The sequence below is a fragment of the Rhodococcus koreensis genome (assembly GCF_900105905.1).
GTDB classification, from domain to species: domain Bacteria; phylum Actinomycetota; class Actinomycetes; order Mycobacteriales; family Mycobacteriaceae; genus Rhodococcus_F; species Rhodococcus_F koreensis.
Genome location: NZ_FNSV01000005.1, coordinates 577,346 through 596,932 on the forward strand (window position 1 = coordinate 577,346; position 19,587 = coordinate 596,932).

Sequence of the window (19,587 nt, forward strand, 5' to 3'; positions counted from 1 at the left end):
GTCCTACTCCGGAGCCTCCCAGGCGCTGCGCCCGTGACTCCACACCGCCGGTTGTCGCGCGGTGGGGAGCGAGCCGAGGATGCGGTCGTAGCAGCGGCCCGCCGCAGCCAGCGCGCCCTCAAGGTCGTGCAGGTCCGCGGTCAGTGGACTGTTACGGGCGGTCTTGGCCCACTGCGTCGCCCACGCCGGGCCCGGGCTCACCAACGTGACCGGCAGCGAGGGCAGGCCGCGCACCCGCCGCTCCCGCTCGACCGCATCGACGGTGGAGGTGAGATCGATGGGCAGGAACATGCTGATCAGCAGCAGATCCACCAGATCACGGAACCGCCCCGACGCCGCCCCGGCCGCACCGTGCACCTCGTAGAGTGCGCAGATCTTGTCGGCGATCTGATCCGCCAGCGGATACAGCGGAACACTGGTCTCGGGTGGGAAGTCGTCGGTGTCGACCAGCCGCGGGATCGGACGGCGTTCGATCTCTCCGACGAGGGTGCGGCGGCTGCCGACCACATCGAGGGAGAAGCTGTCGTACTTCTTGCTGCCGAGGGAGGCCGTCACGGTGACCGTGACCCCCTTGTCGTGGCTGAGCTCGGTGGCCGGGCCGACCTCGAAACGGAAGTGGTCGAGATGGTGGTCGCGGACCGCGCGGCGCAGCTCGTCGACCGAGTCCGAGAGGTCGGTGGCAGCGAGGAGGTCGATGTCCTTGCTATAGCGGGCCTGCGGCAGACGCACCATCATTCCGATGCCGCCCTTGAGGATCCACCCGTCCGGGTCGGCATCGAAGACGCGGTTGAGGAAGCGGGCGATGACGAATCGGCGGCGCACCAGGGCGATGTTCTGGCCGTGATCGTGGGCGTATCGGTTGAGGCGGTCGGTGATGCTCGCCCGCACCGCCTGCGGGGACCGCGGCACCGGGCTCACCGGTCGGACACCTTCGCCGGCCGAGCCGAGCGGCCCGGCCGTGCCGTCCGATCGGATCCGGTCGTGCCGGTGTCCTCCGCGACCCGGCGGGCGGGAGCGGCCGCCCCGGCGCCGGAGCTGATATGGCCGGCGGCGGACTGCCCGATCGCAACGGAGAGCGACCGCAGCAGCGCATCCCGCGCCTGCGGCGACTCGGTCATCGCCTTCATCAGGGCGGCGACGTCCAGCTGCCCGGCCTCCGCCGCGGCCACAGTTGGCGCAGTAGTGGTGGTGGTGTTGCGGGCCAGGTCCGCGACCGCCAGCATGGTGGCCGGCACCCCCGCCTGCGCGATCAGCACCTCCAGGAAACCCTGCCCGTCCAGCGCCCGGTGACCATAGTCGAAGGCATGCGGGGCCAGTACCGCAACCACCTCCGCCACCGTGACCAGTCCTCGGGTGAGGGCGTCGCGGACCACCGACGCCAGATGCCCCGCATCGGTACCGGCGGCGGCCAGATCGGCGATGGTGCGGACCGGGGTGGTCACCGGCAGCCCGTCGACGAGCTGCCAATCCTCCCGCGACAGCGCACCCCGGTGCACGATCACCCCGGGCAGCGCCAGCCGGATCCGCCGGGTCGCGGTCAGCTCCACCACATCGGCGTCCAGATCCCCCACCCCGTGCAGGGCGGCGGCGGTGCGATGCGAAAGCACCCCGGTCGGGACCGGCTGATCCAGCCGCTCCCACACCACCACATCCGGGTCCAGCGCCAGCCACGCCACCCGCTCCCCCAGATGCACATCCTCCGGCATCCGTCCCAGCCGGTACAGCCCATGATGCAACCGCTCGAGCACCCCCGAATCGACCATCCGCTTGAGCTGCTGCACCGACACCGACGTCACCGCCCGCGCCTGCCGGCTGGTCACCACACCCCCCTGCTCAGCAGCCAGCGCCACCACCTGCGCAGCACGACTATCCGATCTCATGACACAATAATACACACTTTACTGAATGTTCAGGGCACCGTATGTAATTATCGTGCCAGTCTAAGTTGACGATGATGCCGTTCAGCGCGGCAACCAGACTCCGGGCCTGCCAGTACCCGAGGATGCTCAGCGGACGGTCCGCATCGGGCCGTGCCAGCTCCTCTTCTCCCCCGCGTGCGCATGACGAACCAGGACGAACATGCCCACCCTCCGCCACCCCGCCGTTCGGTGCGGTTGCCCGATCGGCACCAGAAGGCGCCAGGCCGCCAGACGGAAGACATCGGCGAACTGGCGTCAGGTGTGATCGTCGTCGACGCGCCGCTCCGGGGGCTGTCGTTCGCAACAGAATTCGCCGCCAGGACACCTTCGTCGTCACCGCATCAGCGAGCGAGCGCCGTCGGTGAGCACGGGCGGTGAGCGCGGGCGCCGGCGAACAACGGAACCCGCCGCCCACGGAAGGCCGGGTGGCAGGCTCCTCACACGGCCCTGCACGGCCGATGGCAGTGACGGGCACCATGTCCGGGTAGTCGGTTCGGTGGCGTGCCGATGCATCGCGGGTCATCACCTCGGGAAACCGGAACACGATCGCATCGATAAGCCGATGCACCTTCTACAGCTCGGCACGCAGCGCAGCGGCCTCGCCGCGCAGCCAGTCGGCGAGCCGGTGGGCCTGGGGCGCCCTCGATCAGGGCATCGACGGTTTCGATCCGCGCCGCGAGGATATCGATCGCCGTGTCCAGTTGGCCAACGGAAGATCCGCGCCTGCGCGCGTCCGAGTCGCCCGCCCTCGCGCCGACGCTCACGCCTCGAGCAACGAGCTTCGTGGTCGCCGCACGCTCGAGAAGCAACGAACGAAATCCCGAATCGGGCATCCCACGAAATGGGCGACCGCTTCCGCCACCGCGGTCCCGACCGCCTCCCGCGACCCGGCCGGGAACTTGTTCAGCAACCGGACGGTGACCTGCGAGATCTGGCGGGCTTTCTCCTCTGCGTTCATACCCCAGAGCCAGCGCTCCCCCGGTCACCACATCAGTCCGTCACCCTGGCCTCTCTGGGCCGGGCATCCTGGGCAGCGAATACTCAACGCTGACCGCGACCGCCGCGTGCGCGCGGCTACCGGCCCCACACCTGGTCTACGCCCACAGGCGCGGAACCACCTCGTGCGGAAAGACTTCGGTTGGCCTCTCGAATCGAGGCACGAAAGCGGGTCCATCAAGGTGCCGGACGCGCGATGATGGAACGGTGAGCGTCGACTCGGTCTCGACCAATTCCGGACACAAGAAGGACCGACAGGTACCTGCCGTGGGGTTGATCGTCCTCGGCGTCGGTCTCGCAGCAGTCGCCGTCCTCGTGTTCGTATTCCTGAAAGTCCAGTCGTGGCATGACCTGACTCCGGGGCAAGCCACACTGTTGGCGGGTATGGGTGCGATCGTCGCGGCCTCACTCGCTGTGTGGGGTGCATGGATAACCCGCCGCGGCGCGGAGGAGAACACGCAGAGGCAGATAGCGGCCGATCGGGAGAACCTGACCTCGCAGATCACGGCGCAATCGGACAACCTGTCGGCCCAACTTCGGGCCCAAGAGACACACCTCAGAACGCAGATCGAAGCCCAATCGGAACAGCTACGCGCAACACATGCGCTCGAAGAAGCGCGTGATCTGCGGACTCGGTACGCCGCGGTCGCCCAACAACTCGCCGAGAAGGCCCTGGTGATCCGCATGGCCGGTGCCTATGCGCTGGCTTCACTCGCCGACGATTGGCATGCATTCGGCAACGATACCGAGCGCCAAGTCTGCATAGATCTGCTGTGCGCCCAACTCCGAGACCTCACCGCGACCGCCGATGACGACCGCAAACTCCGCGCCGCACTGATCAAAGTCATTCATCAGCACACCAAGATCAGCGACGACCGACTACCCGAGAACGGTTGGTCCAGATGCCAATTCGACCTCAGCAGCGCAGACCTACAAGGCATCCAACTACCCCAAACGGTCTTGTTCGACGCGACACTCGACGACTGCAACCTGTCCGGCGCACTACTCATGGGTGTGCAGCTCTCACACGCTCACCTGCGCCGAGCCGACTTGCGGAACGCGATGCTGACCTTCGCCCGCCTACGTCGAGTCGACCTGACAGACGCACAGATCGACGACAGCACGGAGTTGACCGGAATCAAATACGACAACGAGACGACATGGCCCCAGAACTTCACCCCGCCTCCGAGCACATAGCGCTGGTCAAGACCCGCGGCAAGGGCCGGTCCGCGCCGGGACCGCCCGCCACACAGGTGGTGCCATCGAGAAAACGCAAGGGGAGCTGAACCCATCCGCCGGAACGACGGTGGCACGCGAGATGGGTCTCACGACCTCGATCATTGAGCAGGACACAATGTGCGCGCCGCCGGCAAGCCTCCGGCCCTGAGCCGGCCAGGCCGGCCCATGACCGTCGAACGACGATGAACTGCCGCGAGATCACCTGCCCGACCAGTCTCATCACCGGCGTCGCGTGGCCGCACCGCGAGCACCCGGCCACCAGGTCCGCAGGCTCGGCGTGGTCCGGGATACCGACGACGGCGGCGGTGTAGGCGGCCTACACCGCGTCCTACTCCGCCGCAGTGAGGTTCGACGCCGTCACGACACCGAAGTGACGGCGCCGTGCGGGTATTGCTCGGCGATCTCGCTCGTCTCCCGGGCCAGCCAGGTCAGCTCCCCCACCCCATCGTCCGCGGCCGTCATCAGATCCGCCCACTCACACTCCGGGCCCCGGACACACACCAACGCCAACTCGTTCTCGGACAACGTCTGCCACAGCTGCTCCACCGCGGACGACCCCATACCCCCATTCAACCGCAGACCACCGCCGATACCGAGGATCGGCGACGGCCTGTCGCATCTCGGCGCCGCCCCCGACACCACCGTTGCGCCGCTCTATCGACTATTAGCACCCGTACGGCGGATAGGTCCCCACGTCGACGCGGGAGCGGTTCGGTGACGTGTGGGGCGAGTTCGGAGCCTGACCGCTGTGTCGACGACGACACAGGACCCAGGCCTGGGCCTCACCGCATCGAGCGGGCCTCCGGGCACCGTCGGCCAAGCCCGGTGCCGCAGCGCAGCCGTCGCGGACTTCGCGGCCCGGATGGACGCGCACCTGGCCGCCCACGACCGGTACGCGGCGTCCTCCGGCAAAGACTCCCTCGTCGTCCTCGACCTCGCCCGCCGCGTCGAAACCGATGTGCCGGTGGTGTTCTTCGACTCCGCACCGCCCGGCCCGGTGCACTTGGCCAACATCCACGTAGTGGACCTACGCGGGCGGCCGTTGGCAGCGGACGCGTAGGGGTCCCAGTGTGCACCGAACCGGGCCACCGGCGACGCTACGACCGACGCGGGTCCAGCTGTGCTCGCCGCCGGGTCATGCCGACGCCGGGTCATGCGCAGCTCCGACGCCGGGGATCGCGAAAACCGCGTCGGGCACGACGCCGAGGCGTACTTCGATCGCCGCGATGAGCGTGTCGAGCACAGAGGCGTCGGAGGGGGCGGGCGATCGCGAACCGAAGCGCTCGGCGTACGCACTGAGCCTGTAGTCCGCGGGGCTCTGCGGGATGGGACTTCCCCCCACAGCGCCCCGTGCGCGACGTCGGCGGCCATGCGGTCGCGGATCCACCAGCGGCGATACGTGGAGGGGTCATACGGGGAGCGAGAGCAGGGTTTGAAGGGCCTCATCACGCCGTGCGGCAACGATCTCCCACCAATCCTCCAGGAAGCACGGAAGCACGTGACTCCCTGCTCGGTGATGGTGGTGGCGATCTGACTGGCCGTACCCGATCCGCGCCCGCCCAACCAGCCCATGCAGGTGAACTCGGCGAGGACGTCCGCGGCGAAGGCATTGTCAACATCGGGGCCGCCCAGGCGCCGAATCCCGGAAGGTCCGTAAAACCCGGGGTATACGGGTAACTACAGCGCCGTCACCTTCGCCTCCCGCGAAGAAGGCCCGCAATCACATCACGGGCATCCGGATGCTCACGGGTCTGCACTCGCGGACCATCGTCATCAGATACAGAAGCACCCATCAGAGGTGAGGATTCCTCGGCAACCAGCTCAGCGATCCAACGATCGTCGGCCGGTACCCACGCCCGCGGCTCCTCACGAAGCCCCTCCGCGACAGACACCTCACGCCGACGCCCTCCCACACCCGCAGAACCGGAGTCGCTAGCCATACCATTGCCCCTCACTGCCGATCACAGACGCTTCGGATGCCAGACCCCACAATATGCCGATCCACGAGAAGCCCGGTAGCGCCACTCCGAGGAGGGCCGATGCCGGTACAGATGGCAACCTCCACAGACGTCACGACCGCACGAGTACCAGCGGCCACGCCACCGCGGCGATCGCCACCGCATACGTGCGGTGGCACCAGATGGCACGACAGCCCGCGCGGCGCGGCGTCACCGCCGCCGGCGCGAAGAACCGCTCCGCCCGCCACATCACTCCCACCGCGGCGACCATCCCCAACAGATACACCGCACCCACCACCGACACGACTCCCCACCAGAACCCATCCACTCGCCTCCAGCCCTCCCCTCAACGCTCGAATCGCGACAGTGCCAACAACCATATCGGCGGCCCGGGGGACGTTCGCTGATCAACGATAAAGTCCTGCAGCGCTTCCCGAAGCAGACCGGAGAGGCATGCGGCCGCTACCCGCTCTATAGCAACCACCTTCATCTCCCCGCCGCTCAATGGTGTTCGTGGACATACCGGTCACCTGATTCCGACGCCGCATCCTGGTTGCCGCCGAACAACGCCTACCGATGCACCTACATCTCCCGGCAGATCGACGTCAAAGCCCTCTACCGGTTGTGGGTGACCCAGGCGGAGAAGGACGTGATGAGCCAGGTCCTGCACTCCTGCTGACCACTACGCGCTATCCGGATTCGGGAAAAGCCGCCGGTCACTACCGTAGCGTCCGCGGGATCCGGCCTCGGCGTCTCGGATCCGGCCTTCGATGCGTTCCGGGTCTTCCCGGTTGGCCAGGCCGGTGCGGACGGCTGCGGCGATTCCGCGGTGCGCCCGGCCGCACCGCGGAATCCGACGGCGGGCTGGCTGATGTGCGGTGCCGCGGGTCGCACTCGTTGCTGTTGGAGCGGTTGGTTCCCCAGCCGTTTCGCGGTGTGAAAATGCCGTCACCGCCGACATCCCGCATCGGCCCGACGCAGACGGCGACGGGCAAGCGGTATGTATTCCGGCAGCGCGACCTTTCGCGTCGCTGAGGTGTGGTGATGAGGAGGCGGCTACTCGCGCTCGTCGAGCAGCGCGAGCAGTTTCTCCAGGGGGACACCGCTTGTGCCGTCCTGCCCGATCACCCGCTCATGTGAGGAGTTCACCAGGTTCTCGATCTTGGCGAGCTTCGTCTCGGCGGCGTCACGTTGCCGCCGAAGTGCGCGGATCACGCCTTCGTTCTCGATGTTCAGTTCGCGGAGCTCGTCGATGCCTGGTTCGATCGCCATGAGATCTCCCTCCTCGCTGCCTGTGGTTGCGACGAAGTGTAGTGGTGGACACAGACACTCCGCCCAAGCCCGACCGGGGATCGGAACCATGTACACACCGGCGACCGGGGCGCCGCGTGGCGCGGCGGCGCCGGGCGGACACCGCGGAGGGACCTCCATGAAGCCGCGACTGATTGTTGCCGGCGGGGGTTGTGCAGATTCGGCGCCGAGCCGTAAGGCCACCGGTCGATCTGCATGGGTCATCTCCACCGCCTGGGGCGCGCGAATCACGGTTCACCCACCCGGACGCGCGCCCTCGTCGAACGACTGTGCGGCATCGCCCGACTCGGCGGCGTCGGCCGCCGCAGTCAACACCTCGGCCAACTGGCGCGCACAGGCCGGGGTGAGTTGACCGAGCGCACCGTCGTGGGCGTAGATGCCCACGTACTCGGCAACGATGCGCGTCCCGGACCGGTGCTCGCGCATCTGCCGCGTATCGGCCGATACGTCGATATTCCCGTCACGCAGAATCCAATACGTCCGGTGGCCAACCCGTCCGGTGGGTTCGTTCACAGCAATCCCTCTTCTTCAGCAATGGGCGAGACAGTCCGACAAGCCTTCCAGATCACGCCGGGGGCGGCGTACCGCGTTCCGCTCGGGCGCCGGCCACCCGCCGCATGCCTCACCGCTCGATGAGCGGACCACACGGTGTTCGGGATCGTCGGACCGTCGTGCGCCCGGACCGGGGTGTTCCCTCCATCGCTGGTTGGGGTGCGCTTCGGATACGGCGGAGAAGGGCGGCCGCGAGCGCAACAGGTGGATCCGGTCTCGCGGTTCCCGCACCGATCGCCGCAGGGGCGATCGAGCCGACTGCCGCCGCGGCGCCGGCGTGCCCGCCCGTTGAGACACCACACGTGAGAACGTCCGCCGCACAAGGCAACCCGCCGCCCACCGGGTCTTGAACACCCACCGCTGCAACGACCCTCGAGGACCGTGGGCCGATCAGCCACCCCGGGCCCCGACTGCCCGCTCCGGACTCGGTGTGCCAACTACGGGCCGGACGGCAACATGTCCGGGACGGTCCGGTCGGCGCCGGCCGCGGACAACGCCGCCCGGTTGGGCGATGGCGCAAGCACCGGGCCACGCCGGCACCGAACTCCACTCCGCCGCACGGTTGGGCGGCAATGGGCACGAACAGACCGTGATCGTGGCCGGCTCATCGGTAGCCCCGACGGCATCGAGTTCGGCCGTCGGCCCGCGCCCGCACCACCTACGGATGCGGGCCGCAGCGTGAGGCTACTTCCACCAGTCCCGCCTGCGATGCGGGACAACAATGTCGTCGAAGACCCTGGTGTCACCGGTATCCCACCGGCGACGCCCCGCCGCGAGGGTACGAGCGGTACGGCGACGCTCACGACGGAGATCACGAGCATGACCCTCACCGTCGTAGCACAGCGAACACGAGCAGATCCTGGTGCCCGTGTACGTGAAAGCCCAGAAGCACTTCGTCGCGGGCAACCAGGCCCGACCCTCCTGACACCGGTCAGGGAGGTCGCACACGTCGTGGTAGTCGGCGTGTAACGGTTCAATGGAAAGTTCGCCACGGCGAAGACGAACCCAATACGGAGAATGCGCATCGGTACGGGACAAGGCGGTGCCTTTCAGCGCTCAGGCGCCCCGGCCCGCTACCCCCGAATGAGGACGCACCGGGGCGGCGATAGGAGCACCGCATCCCTCGCCCGCCGAAGCGGGCATCGCCATCCACCAGAACTCATGCCGCCCATTCTGACATCCACCTACGACAGACCCGAGCAGACCACACCCGCTTGCCATGGCGGCCCGGCAACAGCAACCCCCGCCCACCGGAACCCCATCCCCCATCTACCCTGCGTCTGCGGGCCACACCCGCTCCGCTGGGAGTCGTTTGCCGGCGCCGGACCGACCAGCACCACCCCGGCACCACCACCTCGGCACCACCGGTGAGTTGCATCGCGACCACCGCACCCCGGGGTGCCGCCCCGACATTCACGTCGGATCCCACGGTGATCGTTCGACGCTGTTCAGCTCATCGAGAACCTCATCGACCGTGGTCGTCGGGATGCGGAAATCCTCGCCCTCCGACGCGCGGAGGCGACGACGTACCTGGGCGAGCATGGCGAGTTCACGCTCGAGGTCTGCTGCGGCTCGATCACCCACGACCTCACCCTGCCCTGAAATGGGTGATAACCAGAGCGAGCCGCACGACAGACGCGAGAGTCCACCCTCAGTGCGGTGCAGCATCCGCGTCGCGGGGAGGGACTTGGCGTTCGAGCAGCTCCGCCAACTCCTCAATGGTGACCTCCACCGTGCCGAACATCGGATCCCCCTCCATAGCGGCGCGGGCGACCGCCCGACCGAGACGTTCTATGAGGTCGGCATACAACGGATCCGTCATACCGGACAAGTCTGCTGCACCCCCGAGCGTTCACCCCACCCACCCGAAAAAATCGGGTTCAGCTCTCCGGGTGTGTCGAGTCCGCCGCATCGAGTGCATGCAACGCCCGGGACGCCTTCCTCGACTGGCTCACGAATCGGAGGTGAATGGTCGCCGACACAAGCGCCCCCACCGCGAAGACGATCGCCAGAAGCCACCACCACGCACCAAACACCAGGAAAAGCCCCAGGCAAACGCAGGCGGCGCCCAGGAACGCCCACTGCACACGCAGCACCTTCCGAGCCTTCTCATTGGCACGGGCCATCTCGGAAAGATAAAAGTCCTTGCTCATCGAATGAATGTCGACCTCCCGTTCACACTCGGTCCGGACACTGGGGGAAGCGGTCAGCACCGACGAAGAAAGAAAACTCGCCATCACCCACCACTACCTCCCTCACCGAACACACCCCCAGCGTAGGGGGCATGGCCGACAGTGTGCGGTGCCGACGCGTCTGACCAGGGCTGTCGGTGGCTCCGCGCCGCGGCGGGAAGGGGCCGCCGGCGACCACGGAGCGCCGGAGCACCCAGGCCCCGTCCTCGTCGCCGGCGCGCTTCTGGCTGTGCGCGCAAAGATGTCCGCACAGAGCACCGATGGCTCGCCAATGCTGCGCCACAGAGGCCGGGCCGACCGAGAATGACTGCGCTGATGGCCGGCGACAGGGCCGCCGAATCCATCAGGCCAGTGTCCACAATGTCACGCGACCGGAAACGCTGCCTGCGCATCATGGAAGGCCCGCTCGACCTCGGCCGGAATCCGGCCGCGGGAGGACACCACGTGCCCCTCCCCGATCGCCCACTCCCGAATCTCCCTGGACGCCCTCTTCGCCGAAACCTTGCTCACCGACGCGCTCGTGACCGGAGCCTTCTCCGCGGCCGCCGGTTTCGCGGCCGTCCTTGTCGCCGGAGCCTTGCTCGTCGCCGACCTCGTCACCGGAGCGGCCGGCGGGGCGGTCTTCTTCCCGGCCGCCTTTGTCGCGGAAGGCTTCCTGGCCGGCGCCGTTCGTCTCCGAGCCTTCGTGGCCTGCGCGTCATGGAAGGCGCGCTCGAGTTCAGCGGGAATCCGGCCGCGGGAGGACACCACGTGCCCCTCCCCGATCGCCCACTCCCGAATCTCTTTGGTCGTCTTCTTCGCTGGCGCCGTGCTCACCGACGCACTCGTCACCGGAGCCGCCGCGGACTTCTTCTGTACGGCCGCCTTCTCCGCCGGACCGGTGCTTGCCGCCGACCTCTTCACCGGAGCGGTCGCCGCGGACGCCTTCGTCGCAGCTGTCTTCTTCGCGGGCGCCTTCCTTGCGGGCGCCGTGCTCGCCGCTACCGTCTTGGCCGGAGCGGTCGGCGCGGCCGTGGTCTTCGCAGCTGCCTTCTTCGCACTCGTCTTCTTCACCTTCGCCGGCTTGGCCTGAACCGTCTTCGCCTGCGCGTCGTCGAAGGCTTGCTCGATCTCGGCCGAAATCCGGCCGCGGGAGGACACCTCCAAGCCCGCCCCGATCGCCCACGCACGAATCTCCCTGGTCGTCTTCTTCGTTGGCGCCCCGCTTGCCGCTGCCCTGTTCGTCGAGGCCTTTTCCCCGACTACCTTCTTTGCTGCCCTCTTCTTCGCCGTCGTCGTCTCCGCGATCGTCTTCTTCGCGGCCGTCCTCTTCACCTTCGCCGGTTCAGCCGGAGCCGGCTTCGCCTGCGCGTCATGGAAGGCTTGCTCGATCTCGACCGAAATCCGGCCACGGGAGGACACCTCCAAGCCCGCCCCGATCGCCCACTCACGAATCTCTTTGGTCGTCATCTTCGCCGAACCTGCAGAACCCCTCGGTGATACCGCCACGTTGTCTCCCCATTTCGCCAGGCAATCGTCAAACACACAGTAGCGGCATTTCGGCGCCCCCGCCGCCAGCCGATGAAACGGCAACCAATCACACGCGGGCCGCACTGATCTGGGAAGACCCGTAGCCCTCACCCTGTCGTCTGACAGGACCACACAGAGCACCATCTGCCGACGGTGCCGGACGACTGCAGGACCATGTCAGCCAACCAGGCCTGGGTCTTCTTTTCGTATCGGAGAGAGAATACGGACTCTATTGCTCTGCAATCGTTTCCGACGATCAATAGGGATCACGGCAGAACCGTCGACATGCACCGAATTCGCGGAACTGCCACGACGTGAAACGCAGCCCCAAACAGAAATGGCGTGAAAGTGTTCGAGCCCCCAACCACGGCCTCGAGGAGACCGAGAGATAGAGAATCACCTGATACCCCATTTTCCCAACCGATCTCCAACCCATCACCAAGCATGAACCCTGTGTCACCGTGCTGGATGCGAGTCCACACCCACGCCCATCCGTTGCCGAAGCCCGGGCTACGGAAGCCGAGCGCTTCCCACACCCACACATTTCAAGTGGTGGACCTCACCCGGGACCGTGACCACCTCGTCGACGGTGCCCTGGTCGGTCAGCCGCGTCAGTGGACTCGGCGAATGGTCAGTGCAGTCGAGCCCAGGGTTCCGCGGCGGGCAGCATCAGGACGAGTTCGGCGGGGTGGTTGCGGCAGCCGCACATCACCCCGTCGAAGTCCGGGGCGGCGGCGAGGATCTGATGGCGAAACATTGGCCGAGGGCCGGATCGCTCGCGCTCACCCCCGGGAACAGCTGCACCCGATCGGCCCACCGCACGCCGTCATCGAGGGCCGTCCCGACGAGGGCAGTCACTGCTGTTCGGTTGCCCCTGACCCACTATGTCAACGTCGACAGGCGAACCGTCGGAACCATCGATACCCTCACCCGATCCCCACCTGAAACGGTGAGCCGGCCGCGACAGACCCCGAATCAGTCTCGCACACCACGCATCCCAGCGGGGACCCGCGTACACCGTTCAACGAGATTCCTATAAACAGACCGCTCATACTTTTCGCAGGGGAGGCTCCATGAAGAGCACGATGGTCATCGCCGCAGGCGCATTGGCACTCGGCTTCGGCGCAATGTGCGCTCCGACCGCCACCGCGCAGGACGCCGGCTACGGGGAGTACCCCTGCAGTGACCAATTCCAGGTCCCATGGTCACTCGATGCATGGAACGGCACCCACAAGGTCGCATTCAGCCCCTTCGGAACCGACAACATCGAGTGCGTCTCATTCTACGGACAGACCGCGGCGTACCAGCTCGATGCGCAGGGACGAAAGCATGCCCTCAATCCGCCATCCGGCGTACTCGGTGCGTTTGTCCCGAATCTCTACTTCTGAGACCCCGCGGCGTACTGACCACCCCCATCGGATCTGCCCTCCCATCGGCCCCGCGCGGGCAGGGCCGCTTCCATCTCCGGGGCCTGCACCACCCCCACATCGGTGACGAACTCCGGCGCCTGCGCGCCCCGACCGCGCCATCGTCGGTCAAACCCATCAGCGCCACCCCCGCAGGATTGAGATACAGCGGGCGACCGCTGTCGTAGTCGGAGACGGCAACCAGGTTCTGGGCACGTTCGATCACCGCGAGCAGCAGCCGAGTATCCGCCGCCGTCGGCCCCCCTTACGATCCCGTTCCGTACCGACCGGCGAGGTGTCAGCGAGCGGTCGGAGTGTTCGGTCGGCGATCGTCGGCGTACATGGCCTCGACCCGCGCCTTGATCTCGGCGGTGCTCATCACACCGGGCCGCCGCCACGTCCGGGATTCGGGCACGGACATCGTCGGGGTCGAGGGTATCGCGATGAGAAATCTGCCTTCGTCACTCGGGTGTGGGGCCGCCACCGCGGCGGCCCGCGTGGCTGGTCCAGCACCCACGCATAGGTGTGATCTGATTCACATGCCGCGGCGTTACATGCACCATCCCCAACCATCGACCGGCCACCACCAGCACACCGGCCTGGGCCCGACACCCTCCTCGCCGCCGACACCCCCACCTTCCCGGACGGCCGCCCGCCACGTGGACCGAGCCGAAAGCCTGCACGACGGGCACACACCCCCGTCTTTGACCGACACAATCGCCCAATCCCTGCCCGCACACCTCGAGCACGCGTGGTCTGGGCTGACCGATGACGACCCGACGCCCCGACGGCCTGCCGGCCCGCACAGACGGCCACGTCACGGATGTGATGCCAGTTACTTTCCAGCGATTCTCTTCGGCATCGGGTGCCGCGCCGCTACGCTCGACAACACACCCCGATACCAACCCCTGAGACGGGCGCCGGGTGTAGAGCATCCGGGCACCTCCCGGATCCACCGATGTCGAGCCCAGGCATCACCGCACCGACATCCCCACCCGTGTGGGCGCGGTGCGCACCGAAACCAGTCCCGAACCCCGGTCGGTCACTGTCGTGAACCCGACCGCCCATCCCCGGGGCTCAGAAGTGAAACCGCGATGCGTCGAGGGGTCATGTCGCACAACACTTCCCGGACCACAACGAAACGGTGCGCACCCGATCCCACACCGTCCGCGCCCACAGGAAGCCCACACTCACCCACATCGATGTGCCGTACACGCGCGGGCCGGGGACCGCCCACAGCCCGCCAGCCGCACCGTGCGCACCGTGCGCACCTCGCTGCGCGATCCGCCGATCGTGTCACCGTTCATTTTTCGAAAGCGACTCATCTGCTGTGCCTGATCATCTCCACCACCCCATCGACCTGGACTGGCAGCACCGCGCCTCATGCCGCGGCACCGACACCGACATGTTCTTCTCCCTCGACGGTGAACGCGGCAACGTCCGCGCCCGGCGCGAGCGCGCCGCCAAACAAATCTGCCAAGACTGCCCCGTGCTCGACAACTGCCGCGCGCACGCCCTCACCGCCACCGAGTCTTATGGCATCTGGGGTGGCATGTCCGAAACCGAACGCGCCCGCCACACCCGGCGCACCCGCCGCCCGGCACGACCCCGCGAGCGTGTCGTGTCGACGGACCCTTTAACCTGGCGGATCCGAACACCCTGAGCGTGAAGGTAGAACAGCCATGGCCACCGACTACGACGCACCACGAGTCACCGAATCCGACGAGCCGGACACCTCCCTCGAACAGCTGACCGCCAGCCGGAAAGACACCCAGTCCCCCGTCGTCGACGTCGAAGACACCGACACCGCCGAGTCGTTCGAACTGCCCGGCGCGGACCTGTCCGGTGAAGAATTCACCGTCCGTGTCATCCCGAAGCAGTCGGACGAATTCACATGCACCAGTTGTTTTCTGGTCCACCACCGCAGCCGCCTCGCCGACGCTGCGCAACAACTCTGCCGCGACTGCGCCTGAGTACGTCAGCGCACTCGAGATACTCGGCCCATCGCCAGGTTGAGCGGAGTCCGCATTGCCCACGCTCGTTCCGCCGGCACGGCAGCCCTGACGGAGCCCTTCCCGAAGGTCGCCCGGCGGCGCGGTGGGGCGGGCGGGGCTCGAACCCGCGACCAATGGATTATGAGTCCACGGCTCTAACCGACTGAGCTACCGCCCCATCACCGCACCACCCCTCGCTCTGCGGGCGTAGCGATGGTATCTCCACATTGCTGCCCCGTCCCGCTCGCGGCGGGGCAGTGCTCATACGCGGCCGAAGAGCTGCCGCACGCCACCGTCCTCATCGACGGCATACAACGCCATTCCCAACAGATCGAGAATCCGTTGCGGCATCGACACCGCCTCGATCCGCTGCGCGGCCCCCGCGGGCAGGGTGTCGGTGAAGAAGGTGCCGAGCGCGGCGGCGTGCTTGCCCTCGGTGCCCCAGACGATCTTGCCGGTGTCGTGGTCGGACACCATCGTCAGGTACTTGTGGTGGCGGCGCCACGAAATCTCGTCCACCCCGATCTCGACCAGATTCGTGAATCGGTCGAGGTCGAGTTTGTCGGCGACGACCCGGCCGCAGATCGCGCCGACGGTGCGCCAGGTGATGCGGTAGAACGTCGCCACGGTGGACTTGTCTGTCTTGGTGGCCAGCCACACCGCCAGGTCCTCGAAGTCGCGGGTGAACCCGGATCCGGGGCGGGCGAAGTCCACCGCCTCGACCAGCACCCCGTGCTCGGGGCACCGCAGTCGCCGGCGGCGCATCGTGAGCACACAGACGCGTCCGCCCAGGTTGAGGTGCCGCCACGACGAGTCCACCTCCCGGGTGTCGTAACGATGAAGGGTTGAATAAGCAGTGCCGAGCAGCCCAGCATGATGCGGCGTTTGCCGTACAGGTCGCCGAGGCGTCCGCTGATCGGGGTGGCGACGGCGGCGGCCAGCAGGGTTGCGGTGACGACCCAGGTCGCGTTCGAGCGCGTCGTATCGAGCAGCTCGGGCAGCTCGCCGATCAGCGGCACGACGAGCGTCTGCATGACCGCGGCAACCACGCCGGCGAAGGCGAGCACGGCGACCACGGCATTGGTCCGAACCGCAGGCCCTGGGTCGTTCGGGATCGGAGGCGTGGCGCCATCAGGTTGCGCGGAGGAGGGAGAATCAGTCACGAAACCGTGGGAGAACGTCATCGCGGGTTGATCCGTATCTCGCCCTGCAGGCGGGTTTGCTGTGAACCACTGGTCTCAACTCGCCCTGACACCCAGGGCCTTAACCAACCCACAACCGTTCGGTGGATCGAGGATAAGGCACGCTGGGGACTTGCTCGATCGGAGTGAAATCCCGCGAGACCGACGATCAGGCGAGGCCCTGCCCGTCGGCAGAGCCGACACGTGCAAAAGTAGCACCCTCGACGTCCAGCTCGAGGTCGGTTGCGGCGCCGCCGGTGGCGGGCTGTCGTCCGTGTCGCATAAACATGGAAATTATCAGGGCGATGACAGCGCTCCCTGCACCGACAAGGAAGATTGTGGTGAACGCGGCGTCGTTGTATAACGGCCCTTCGGGGCCTACGTCCGCGACATTGCTCGACAGCACGGCGCCCACGATTGCACTGGCGATAGCAGTTGAGATCGAGACCGAGCAGACCTGGATCCCACCCGAGACTCCCGTGTACTTCCGAGGCACCGCCTCCACCATCAGATTGGGTTGGGCCGCCCAAAAGAGCCCGAACCCGACACCCATAACGCATAACCAGACGAGAACAAGTACCAGTGAGTGGTGCGCTAGAGCCAGCAGCGTCGATCCGATCGCGAAGCTGGCCATGCTGGAGATCATGATCGCCCGCGGGTTGAAGCGTTTCGTAAGCAGCCCGCCGAGCGGTCCGAACACCATGGACGTGATCCCGAATGGGATCTGGGCCAGGCCGACCATCAACGCACTGAGACCGAAGGCGTACATCATGCCGGTGGAGGAAGGGGTCTGCAGCATCTGCGGGAGGGCGATCGCCATCATCCCGCACGCCATGAACCCAACCAGACCGACTGTAAGGGTCAGCGCGACGGCTGGGTTGCGCAGTACCCGGAGGTCGATCATGGGTTCTTCAACCCGGCTCTCGACCAACACGAACATGCCCAGTGCGATAAATCCACCGAGAATGACCAGCAGGGTTAGGGGCGCAAGCCAGCCCCACTTGTCACCCTGCCCAAGCCCAAGCAGGATCCCTCCGATGCCCAACGCCAGTAGCAGGCCACCGAGGATGTCGACTCGCCCGACCTCAGCGGACCGTTGCCGAGGAGTGCGGGGCAATACGATGACGCTCAGCGGCGCGAGCACTGCCGTGAAGGCGAAGAAGAACCAGAAGATCGACCGGTAGCCCAGACCATCGACGAACGCACCCCCGATGACAGGTGCTAGCAGTCCGGAGACGCCGAACCCAGTTCCGAGTGCCCCTAACGCAATCGGGACGACGCGTGGTGGTAGTGAGTCCCGGAACACCCGGTACGCGATCACAGGCATCACCGCTATCGTCCCCTGGAGTGCCCGACCCACGATCATCAAGGCGAAAGACGACGATAGCGCCGAGATCAGGCTTCCTACCAGAAATACCGCGCAGGCGGTGAGAACCACCGGCCGTTGGCCGAAGCGGTCAACCAGCTTACCTCCGAGGGGCATCACCATCGCGCCGACCAGAGAGACTATCGTTATTGTCCAGGCGAGTCCTTCGACCGGAAACTCTGCTGCCATAGGGCGTAGACCAGGTACCAGCATTGCGACAGCCATCGCGTTGAGTTCGCACAACAGCAGGATGACCGCGACGATCGCTATCTGCCGTCGGACCCCGTGGATTCGTCCGTCAGTTTGACCCTCGGGGCAGCCATCCTCACTCGGCGCTTCATTGATAGACATTGAAACATCGCCCTTTCAGTCGTTAATGACCGTGTCTGCAGGGATCGCGTACACCGGGGCCGCCGGGAGAGGATGGCTTCTGTGTGCTGCCCTTGAAGGAGGCCGAGGGATTGGCTCAGATCGGCCCTTCGCTTCTCGACGACTTCAGACGTTAGCCCTGAGACTGCGGAAAATCGGGGTCCTATTTGGGCGCTTAATGATTCGTTGATTAGTCGTAGCCTCGGCGGACAGACCTCATCGGTCAGGAATCGTTCAGTAAGGCGACCTACTCGGCTTCGGCGAGACGCGATCCGCCTCCGGCAGTGAGCGATCACCTCGTCGTCGGTGTCGGTCGCCCCTCTATCGAGGACGACGACTTACCGACTGAACCAAATTTTGTGCGGGCAGGCGCCGTCGAACTTGACGCGTCGGACCGAAGTTTGGCGGAGGCTGCTATCTGCGCGATGACCAGCAGCCGATACCTGTTTATTCGTTGGTCTGAGTTCGCATCGCTTGGTGTGGCCGCGGAGGGTCGCAATATAGGGCACTAATCTGGACGGCTGGCGCCCCTACAGTTCATTGTGATGCAAATCTCAACGAGGCCTTCATGGCTAAGGGGTGTTTGAGAACTCGCGATCGCGGGCGTGTGCCTCGCTTAGAATCGAAGAATGAGGGCTCCTGGTTGTGTCGGTGAGTACATGTCCCCGACTACACCAGGAGCCCACAATGACATCATCGCCGATACCGCCATGCCGGTCGTGCCCGCCCCACGCGGCGGGCGGGCACGGTTGCGTGGTGTACCCGTCGTCGGTCACCGACGCAGAGTGGGCGACCCTCGAACCGCTGTTGCCCGCGCCCGGCATCTCGGCAGGCCGAGGCGGCAGACCCGAAGCATTGCCGCCGTTTGGACGCCATCTTGTTCATCGTCCGCGGTGGTATCGCGTGGCGGCAACTGCCGATGGAGTTCCCGCCAGCCGGGACGGTGTACGCGATCTTCACCCGCTGGTCCCACAGCGGCGCGTGGCAGCGCATCGGTATCGGCGGCCGGTACCGTCTGCGAGTCGATGATCGCCGCGGTCGGGCACCGGGCCCGCCCGTCACGCACCCGCAGGCGGTCGCGCAGCGCGTCGACGTGCCCCGATCGGGCCGCGGCTGGGATGGCGGCAAGAGAACGAACGGCGTCAAGCGACACGTTGCCGTGGATGTGAACGGACTGCTGCTCGCCGTCGTCGTCACCGCTGCCTCGATCCAGGACCGCGACGCCGCGCACCGACTCCTGACCGCACTGCGCGGCAGGTTCTCCACCATCCGGCTGGTCTGGGCCGACGGCGCTTATCCTGGACGGCTGCCCGTCTGGGCGAAAGACGCTCTCGCCCTGCCTATGCAGATCATCAAACGCATCCCCGGCGCCACCGGTTTCCACGTCCGACCCCGCGTTTGGGTGGTCGAGAGAAGTTTCGCGTAGCTCAACAAGCACCGCCACTGCGTGCGAGACTACGAAACCAGACCCGACCACCACGAGGCCATGGTTCACATCGCGACGATCGCGACACATGACGAGGCGGCTCGCCCGAACCTGACGGTTTTCAAACGCGCTCTAAGAAACATGGCCCAAGTGGATCACCGAGGATGCC

Annotated in this window: 20 protein-coding genes, 1 tRNA gene and 3 pseudogenes; 7 read left to right on the top strand and 17 right to left on the bottom strand. The window is 66.5% G+C overall.

Features of this window, described 5'->3' with window-relative positions:
- Window positions 1-3: 3 nt before the first annotated feature.
- The 3 genes from BLV94_RS07025 to BLV94_RS07045 all read right to left on the bottom strand — a co-directional run bounded on the left by BLV94_RS07025 (window position 4) and on the right by BLV94_RS07045 (window position 2,877).
- Window positions 4-918: a nucleotidyl transferase AbiEii/AbiGii toxin family protein gene (locus tag BLV94_RS07025; protein ID WP_072943922.1), complete on the bottom strand. Its 915-nt coding sequence runs from the start codon at window positions 916-918 to the stop codon at window positions 4-6.
- A complete protein-coding gene (locus BLV94_RS07030; protein ID WP_011599139.1) occupies window positions 915-1,880 on the bottom strand; it encodes a type IV toxin-antitoxin system AbiEi family antitoxin domain-containing protein in 966 nt (321 codons plus the stop codon). The genes BLV94_RS07025 and BLV94_RS07030 overlap by 4 nt, the downstream gene beginning before the upstream one ends.
- A 799-nt stretch (window positions 1,881-2,679) precedes the next feature.
- Window positions 2,680-2,877: a three-helix bundle dimerization domain-containing protein gene (locus BLV94_RS07045; protein WP_124396242.1), complete on the bottom strand. Its 198-nt coding sequence runs from the start codon at window positions 2,875-2,877 to the stop codon at window positions 2,680-2,682.
- Window positions 2,878-3,230: 353 nt separating this feature from the next.
- Here BLV94_RS07045 and BLV94_RS07050 point away from each other — a divergent pair, with 353 nt between their 5' ends.
- Window positions 3,231-4,112 carry a pentapeptide repeat-containing protein gene (locus BLV94_RS07050; protein ID WP_244163535.1) on the top strand — a complete coding sequence of 294 codons (882 nt, stop codon included), beginning with the start codon at window positions 3,231-3,233 and terminating at the stop codon, window positions 4,110-4,112.
- 399 nt (window positions 4,113-4,511) lie between these two features.
- On the opposite strand, the gene BLV94_RS07060 is transcribed toward BLV94_RS07050, so the two are convergent.
- Complete coding sequence (locus BLV94_RS07060) at window positions 4,512-4,715, bottom strand: hypothetical protein (protein ID WP_007296982.1); 204 nt, start codon at window positions 4,713-4,715, stop codon at window positions 4,512-4,514.
- A 187-nt stretch (window positions 4,716-4,902) separates the two neighbouring features.
- Here BLV94_RS07060 and BLV94_RS51745 point away from each other — a divergent pair, with 187 nt between their 5' ends.
- Window positions 4,903-5,214 (top strand): adenine nucleotide alpha hydrolase family protein, encoded by a 312-nt coding sequence (locus BLV94_RS51745; protein ID WP_011599145.1) that lies wholly within the window; start codon window positions 4,903-4,905, stop codon window positions 5,212-5,214.
- A 1,010-nt stretch (window positions 5,215-6,224) separates the two neighbouring features.
- Here BLV94_RS51745 and BLV94_RS49400 read toward each other — a convergent pair.
- Window positions 6,225-6,440, bottom strand: coding sequence for a hypothetical protein (locus BLV94_RS49400; protein WP_039951055.1), 216 nt, complete (start codon window positions 6,438-6,440; stop codon window positions 6,225-6,227).
- A 195-nt stretch (window positions 6,441-6,635) separates the two neighbouring features.
- Between BLV94_RS49400 and BLV94_RS48510 the strand changes: the two are divergent.
- Window positions 6,636-6,791: pseudogene (locus BLV94_RS48510) on the top strand (GmrSD restriction endonuclease domain-containing protein); the annotation flags it as partial.
- A gap of 377 nt (window positions 6,792-7,168) precedes the next feature.
- Here the strand turns inward: BLV94_RS48510 and BLV94_RS48515 are convergent.
- The 7 genes from BLV94_RS48515 to BLV94_RS51505 form a co-directional block, all read right to left on the bottom strand.
- On the bottom strand, window positions 7,169-7,384 hold the full coding sequence (locus BLV94_RS48515) for a hypothetical protein (protein WP_007296976.1): 216 nt from the start codon (window positions 7,382-7,384) through the stop codon (window positions 7,169-7,171).
- 273 nt (window positions 7,385-7,657) lie between these two features.
- Window positions 7,658-7,936 carry a hypothetical protein gene (locus BLV94_RS48520; RefSeq protein ID WP_007296975.1) on the bottom strand — a complete coding sequence of 93 codons (279 nt, stop codon included), beginning with the start codon at window positions 7,934-7,936 and terminating at the stop codon, window positions 7,658-7,660.
- Between the two features lie 1,452 nt (window positions 7,937-9,388).
- Window positions 9,389-9,559: a hypothetical protein gene (locus BLV94_RS49405; RefSeq protein WP_007296974.1), complete on the bottom strand. Its 171-nt coding sequence runs from the start codon at window positions 9,557-9,559 to the stop codon at window positions 9,389-9,391.
- A 67-nt stretch (window positions 9,560-9,626) separates the two neighbouring features.
- Entirely contained in the window at window positions 9,627-9,797 is a 171-nt protein-coding gene (locus tag BLV94_RS49410; protein ID WP_007296973.1) for a hypothetical protein, read from the bottom strand.
- Between the two features lie 58 nt (window positions 9,798-9,855).
- Window positions 9,856-10,212 (bottom strand): hypothetical protein, encoded by a 357-nt coding sequence (locus BLV94_RS07105; RefSeq protein ID WP_007296972.1) that lies wholly within the window; start codon window positions 10,210-10,212, stop codon window positions 9,856-9,858.
- 318 nt (window positions 10,213-10,530) lie between these two features.
- Entirely contained in the window at window positions 10,531-11,655 is a 1,125-nt protein-coding gene (locus BLV94_RS07110; RefSeq protein WP_072943978.1) for an Lsr2 family DNA-binding protein, read from the bottom strand.
- 652 nt (window positions 11,656-12,307) lie between these two features.
- Entirely contained in the window at window positions 12,308-12,433 is a 126-nt protein-coding gene (locus tag BLV94_RS51505; RefSeq protein ID WP_255314991.1) for a hypothetical protein, read from the bottom strand.
- 316 nt (window positions 12,434-12,749) lie between these two features.
- Between BLV94_RS51505 and BLV94_RS07120 the strand changes: the two genes are divergently transcribed.
- Window positions 12,750-13,064, top strand: a complete 315-nt coding sequence (locus BLV94_RS07120; RefSeq protein WP_007296970.1) for a hypothetical protein — start codon at window positions 12,750-12,752, stop codon at window positions 13,062-13,064.
- A 316-nt stretch (window positions 13,065-13,380) separates the two neighbouring features.
- Here BLV94_RS07120 and BLV94_RS51510 read toward each other — a convergent pair whose 3' ends face one another.
- A complete protein-coding gene (locus BLV94_RS51510) occupies window positions 13,381-13,503 on the bottom strand; it encodes a hypothetical protein (protein WP_255314992.1) in 123 nt (40 codons plus the stop codon).
- Window positions 13,504-14,412: 909 nt separating this feature from the next.
- Between BLV94_RS51510 and BLV94_RS07135 the strand changes: the two genes are divergently transcribed.
- Window positions 14,413-14,745 (top strand): WhiB family transcriptional regulator, encoded by a 333-nt coding sequence (locus BLV94_RS07135; RefSeq protein ID WP_007296968.1) that lies wholly within the window; start codon window positions 14,413-14,415, stop codon window positions 14,743-14,745.
- A 19-nt stretch (window positions 14,746-14,764) separates the two neighbouring features.
- A complete protein-coding gene (locus BLV94_RS07140; protein WP_007296967.1) occupies window positions 14,765-15,055 on the top strand; it encodes a DUF4193 domain-containing protein in 291 nt (96 codons plus the stop codon).
- 125 nt (window positions 15,056-15,180) lie between these two features.
- Here BLV94_RS07140 and BLV94_RS07145 read toward each other — a convergent pair.
- The 4 genes and pseudogenes from BLV94_RS07145 to BLV94_RS07160 form a co-directional block, all read right to left on the bottom strand.
- A tRNA-Ile gene (locus tag BLV94_RS07145) sits at window positions 15,181-15,254 on the bottom strand.
- Between the two features lie 230 nt (window positions 15,255-15,484).
- Window positions 15,485-15,895: pseudogene (locus BLV94_RS50645) on the bottom strand (helix-turn-helix domain-containing protein); the annotation flags it as partial.
- Window positions 15,856-16,260: pseudogene (locus BLV94_RS50650) on the bottom strand (MFS transporter); the annotation flags it as partial. The pseudogenes BLV94_RS50645 and BLV94_RS50650, both read right to left, overlap by 40 nt.
- Before the next feature lie 166 nt (window positions 16,261-16,426).
- A complete protein-coding gene (locus BLV94_RS07160; RefSeq protein WP_007296964.1) occupies window positions 16,427-17,974 on the bottom strand; it encodes an MFS transporter in 1,548 nt (515 codons plus the stop codon).
- Window positions 17,975-18,857: 883 nt separating this feature from the next.
- Here BLV94_RS07160 and BLV94_RS07165 point away from each other — a divergent pair.
- Window positions 18,858-19,418, top strand: a complete 561-nt coding sequence (locus tag BLV94_RS07165) for an IS5 family transposase (RefSeq protein WP_007296963.1) — start codon at window positions 18,858-18,860, stop codon at window positions 19,416-19,418.
- Window positions 19,419-19,587: the final 169 nt, after the last annotated feature.

Bases quoted from the DNA above. Each gene is read 5' to 3' on its own strand.
- BLV94_RS51510 (WP_255314992.1), bottom strand. From the start codon at position 13,503: ATGTCCGTGCCCGAATCCCGGACGTGGCGGCGGCCCGGTGTGATGAGC.
- BLV94_RS07060 (WP_007296982.1), bottom strand. From the start codon at position 4,715: ATGGGGTCGTCCGCGGTGGAGCAGCTGTGGCAGACGTTGTCCGAGAAC.
- BLV94_RS07045 (WP_124396242.1), bottom strand. From the start codon at position 2,877: ATGAACGCAGAGGAGAAAGCCCGCCAGATCTCGCAGGTCACCGTCCGG.
- BLV94_RS48515 (WP_007296976.1), bottom strand. From the start codon at position 7,384: ATGGCGATCGAACCAGGCATCGACGAGCTCCGCGAACTGAACATCGAG.
- BLV94_RS07105 (WP_007296972.1), bottom strand. From the start codon at position 10,212: ATGGCGAGTTTTCTTTCTTCGTCGGTGCTGACCGCTTCCCCCAGTGTC.
- BLV94_RS07160 (WP_007296964.1), bottom strand. From the start codon at position 17,974: ATGTCTATCAATGAAGCGCCGAGTGAGGATGGCTGCCCCGAGGGTCAA.
- BLV94_RS51505 (WP_255314991.1), bottom strand. From the start codon at position 12,433: ATGTTTCGCCATCAGATCCTCGCCGCCGCCCCGGACTTCGACGGGGTG.
- BLV94_RS07140 (WP_007296967.1), top strand. From the start codon at position 14,765: ATGGCCACCGACTACGACGCACCACGAGTCACCGAATCCGACGAGCCG.
- BLV94_RS07120 (WP_007296970.1), top strand. From the start codon at position 12,750: ATGAAGAGCACGATGGTCATCGCCGCAGGCGCATTGGCACTCGGCTTC.
- BLV94_RS07030 (WP_011599139.1), bottom strand. From the start codon at position 1,880: ATGAGATCGGATAGTCGTGCTGCGCAGGTGGTGGCGCTGGCTGCTGAG.
- BLV94_RS49410 (WP_007296973.1), bottom strand. From the start codon at position 9,797: ATGACGGATCCGTTGTATGCCGACCTCATAGAACGTCTCGGTCGGGCG.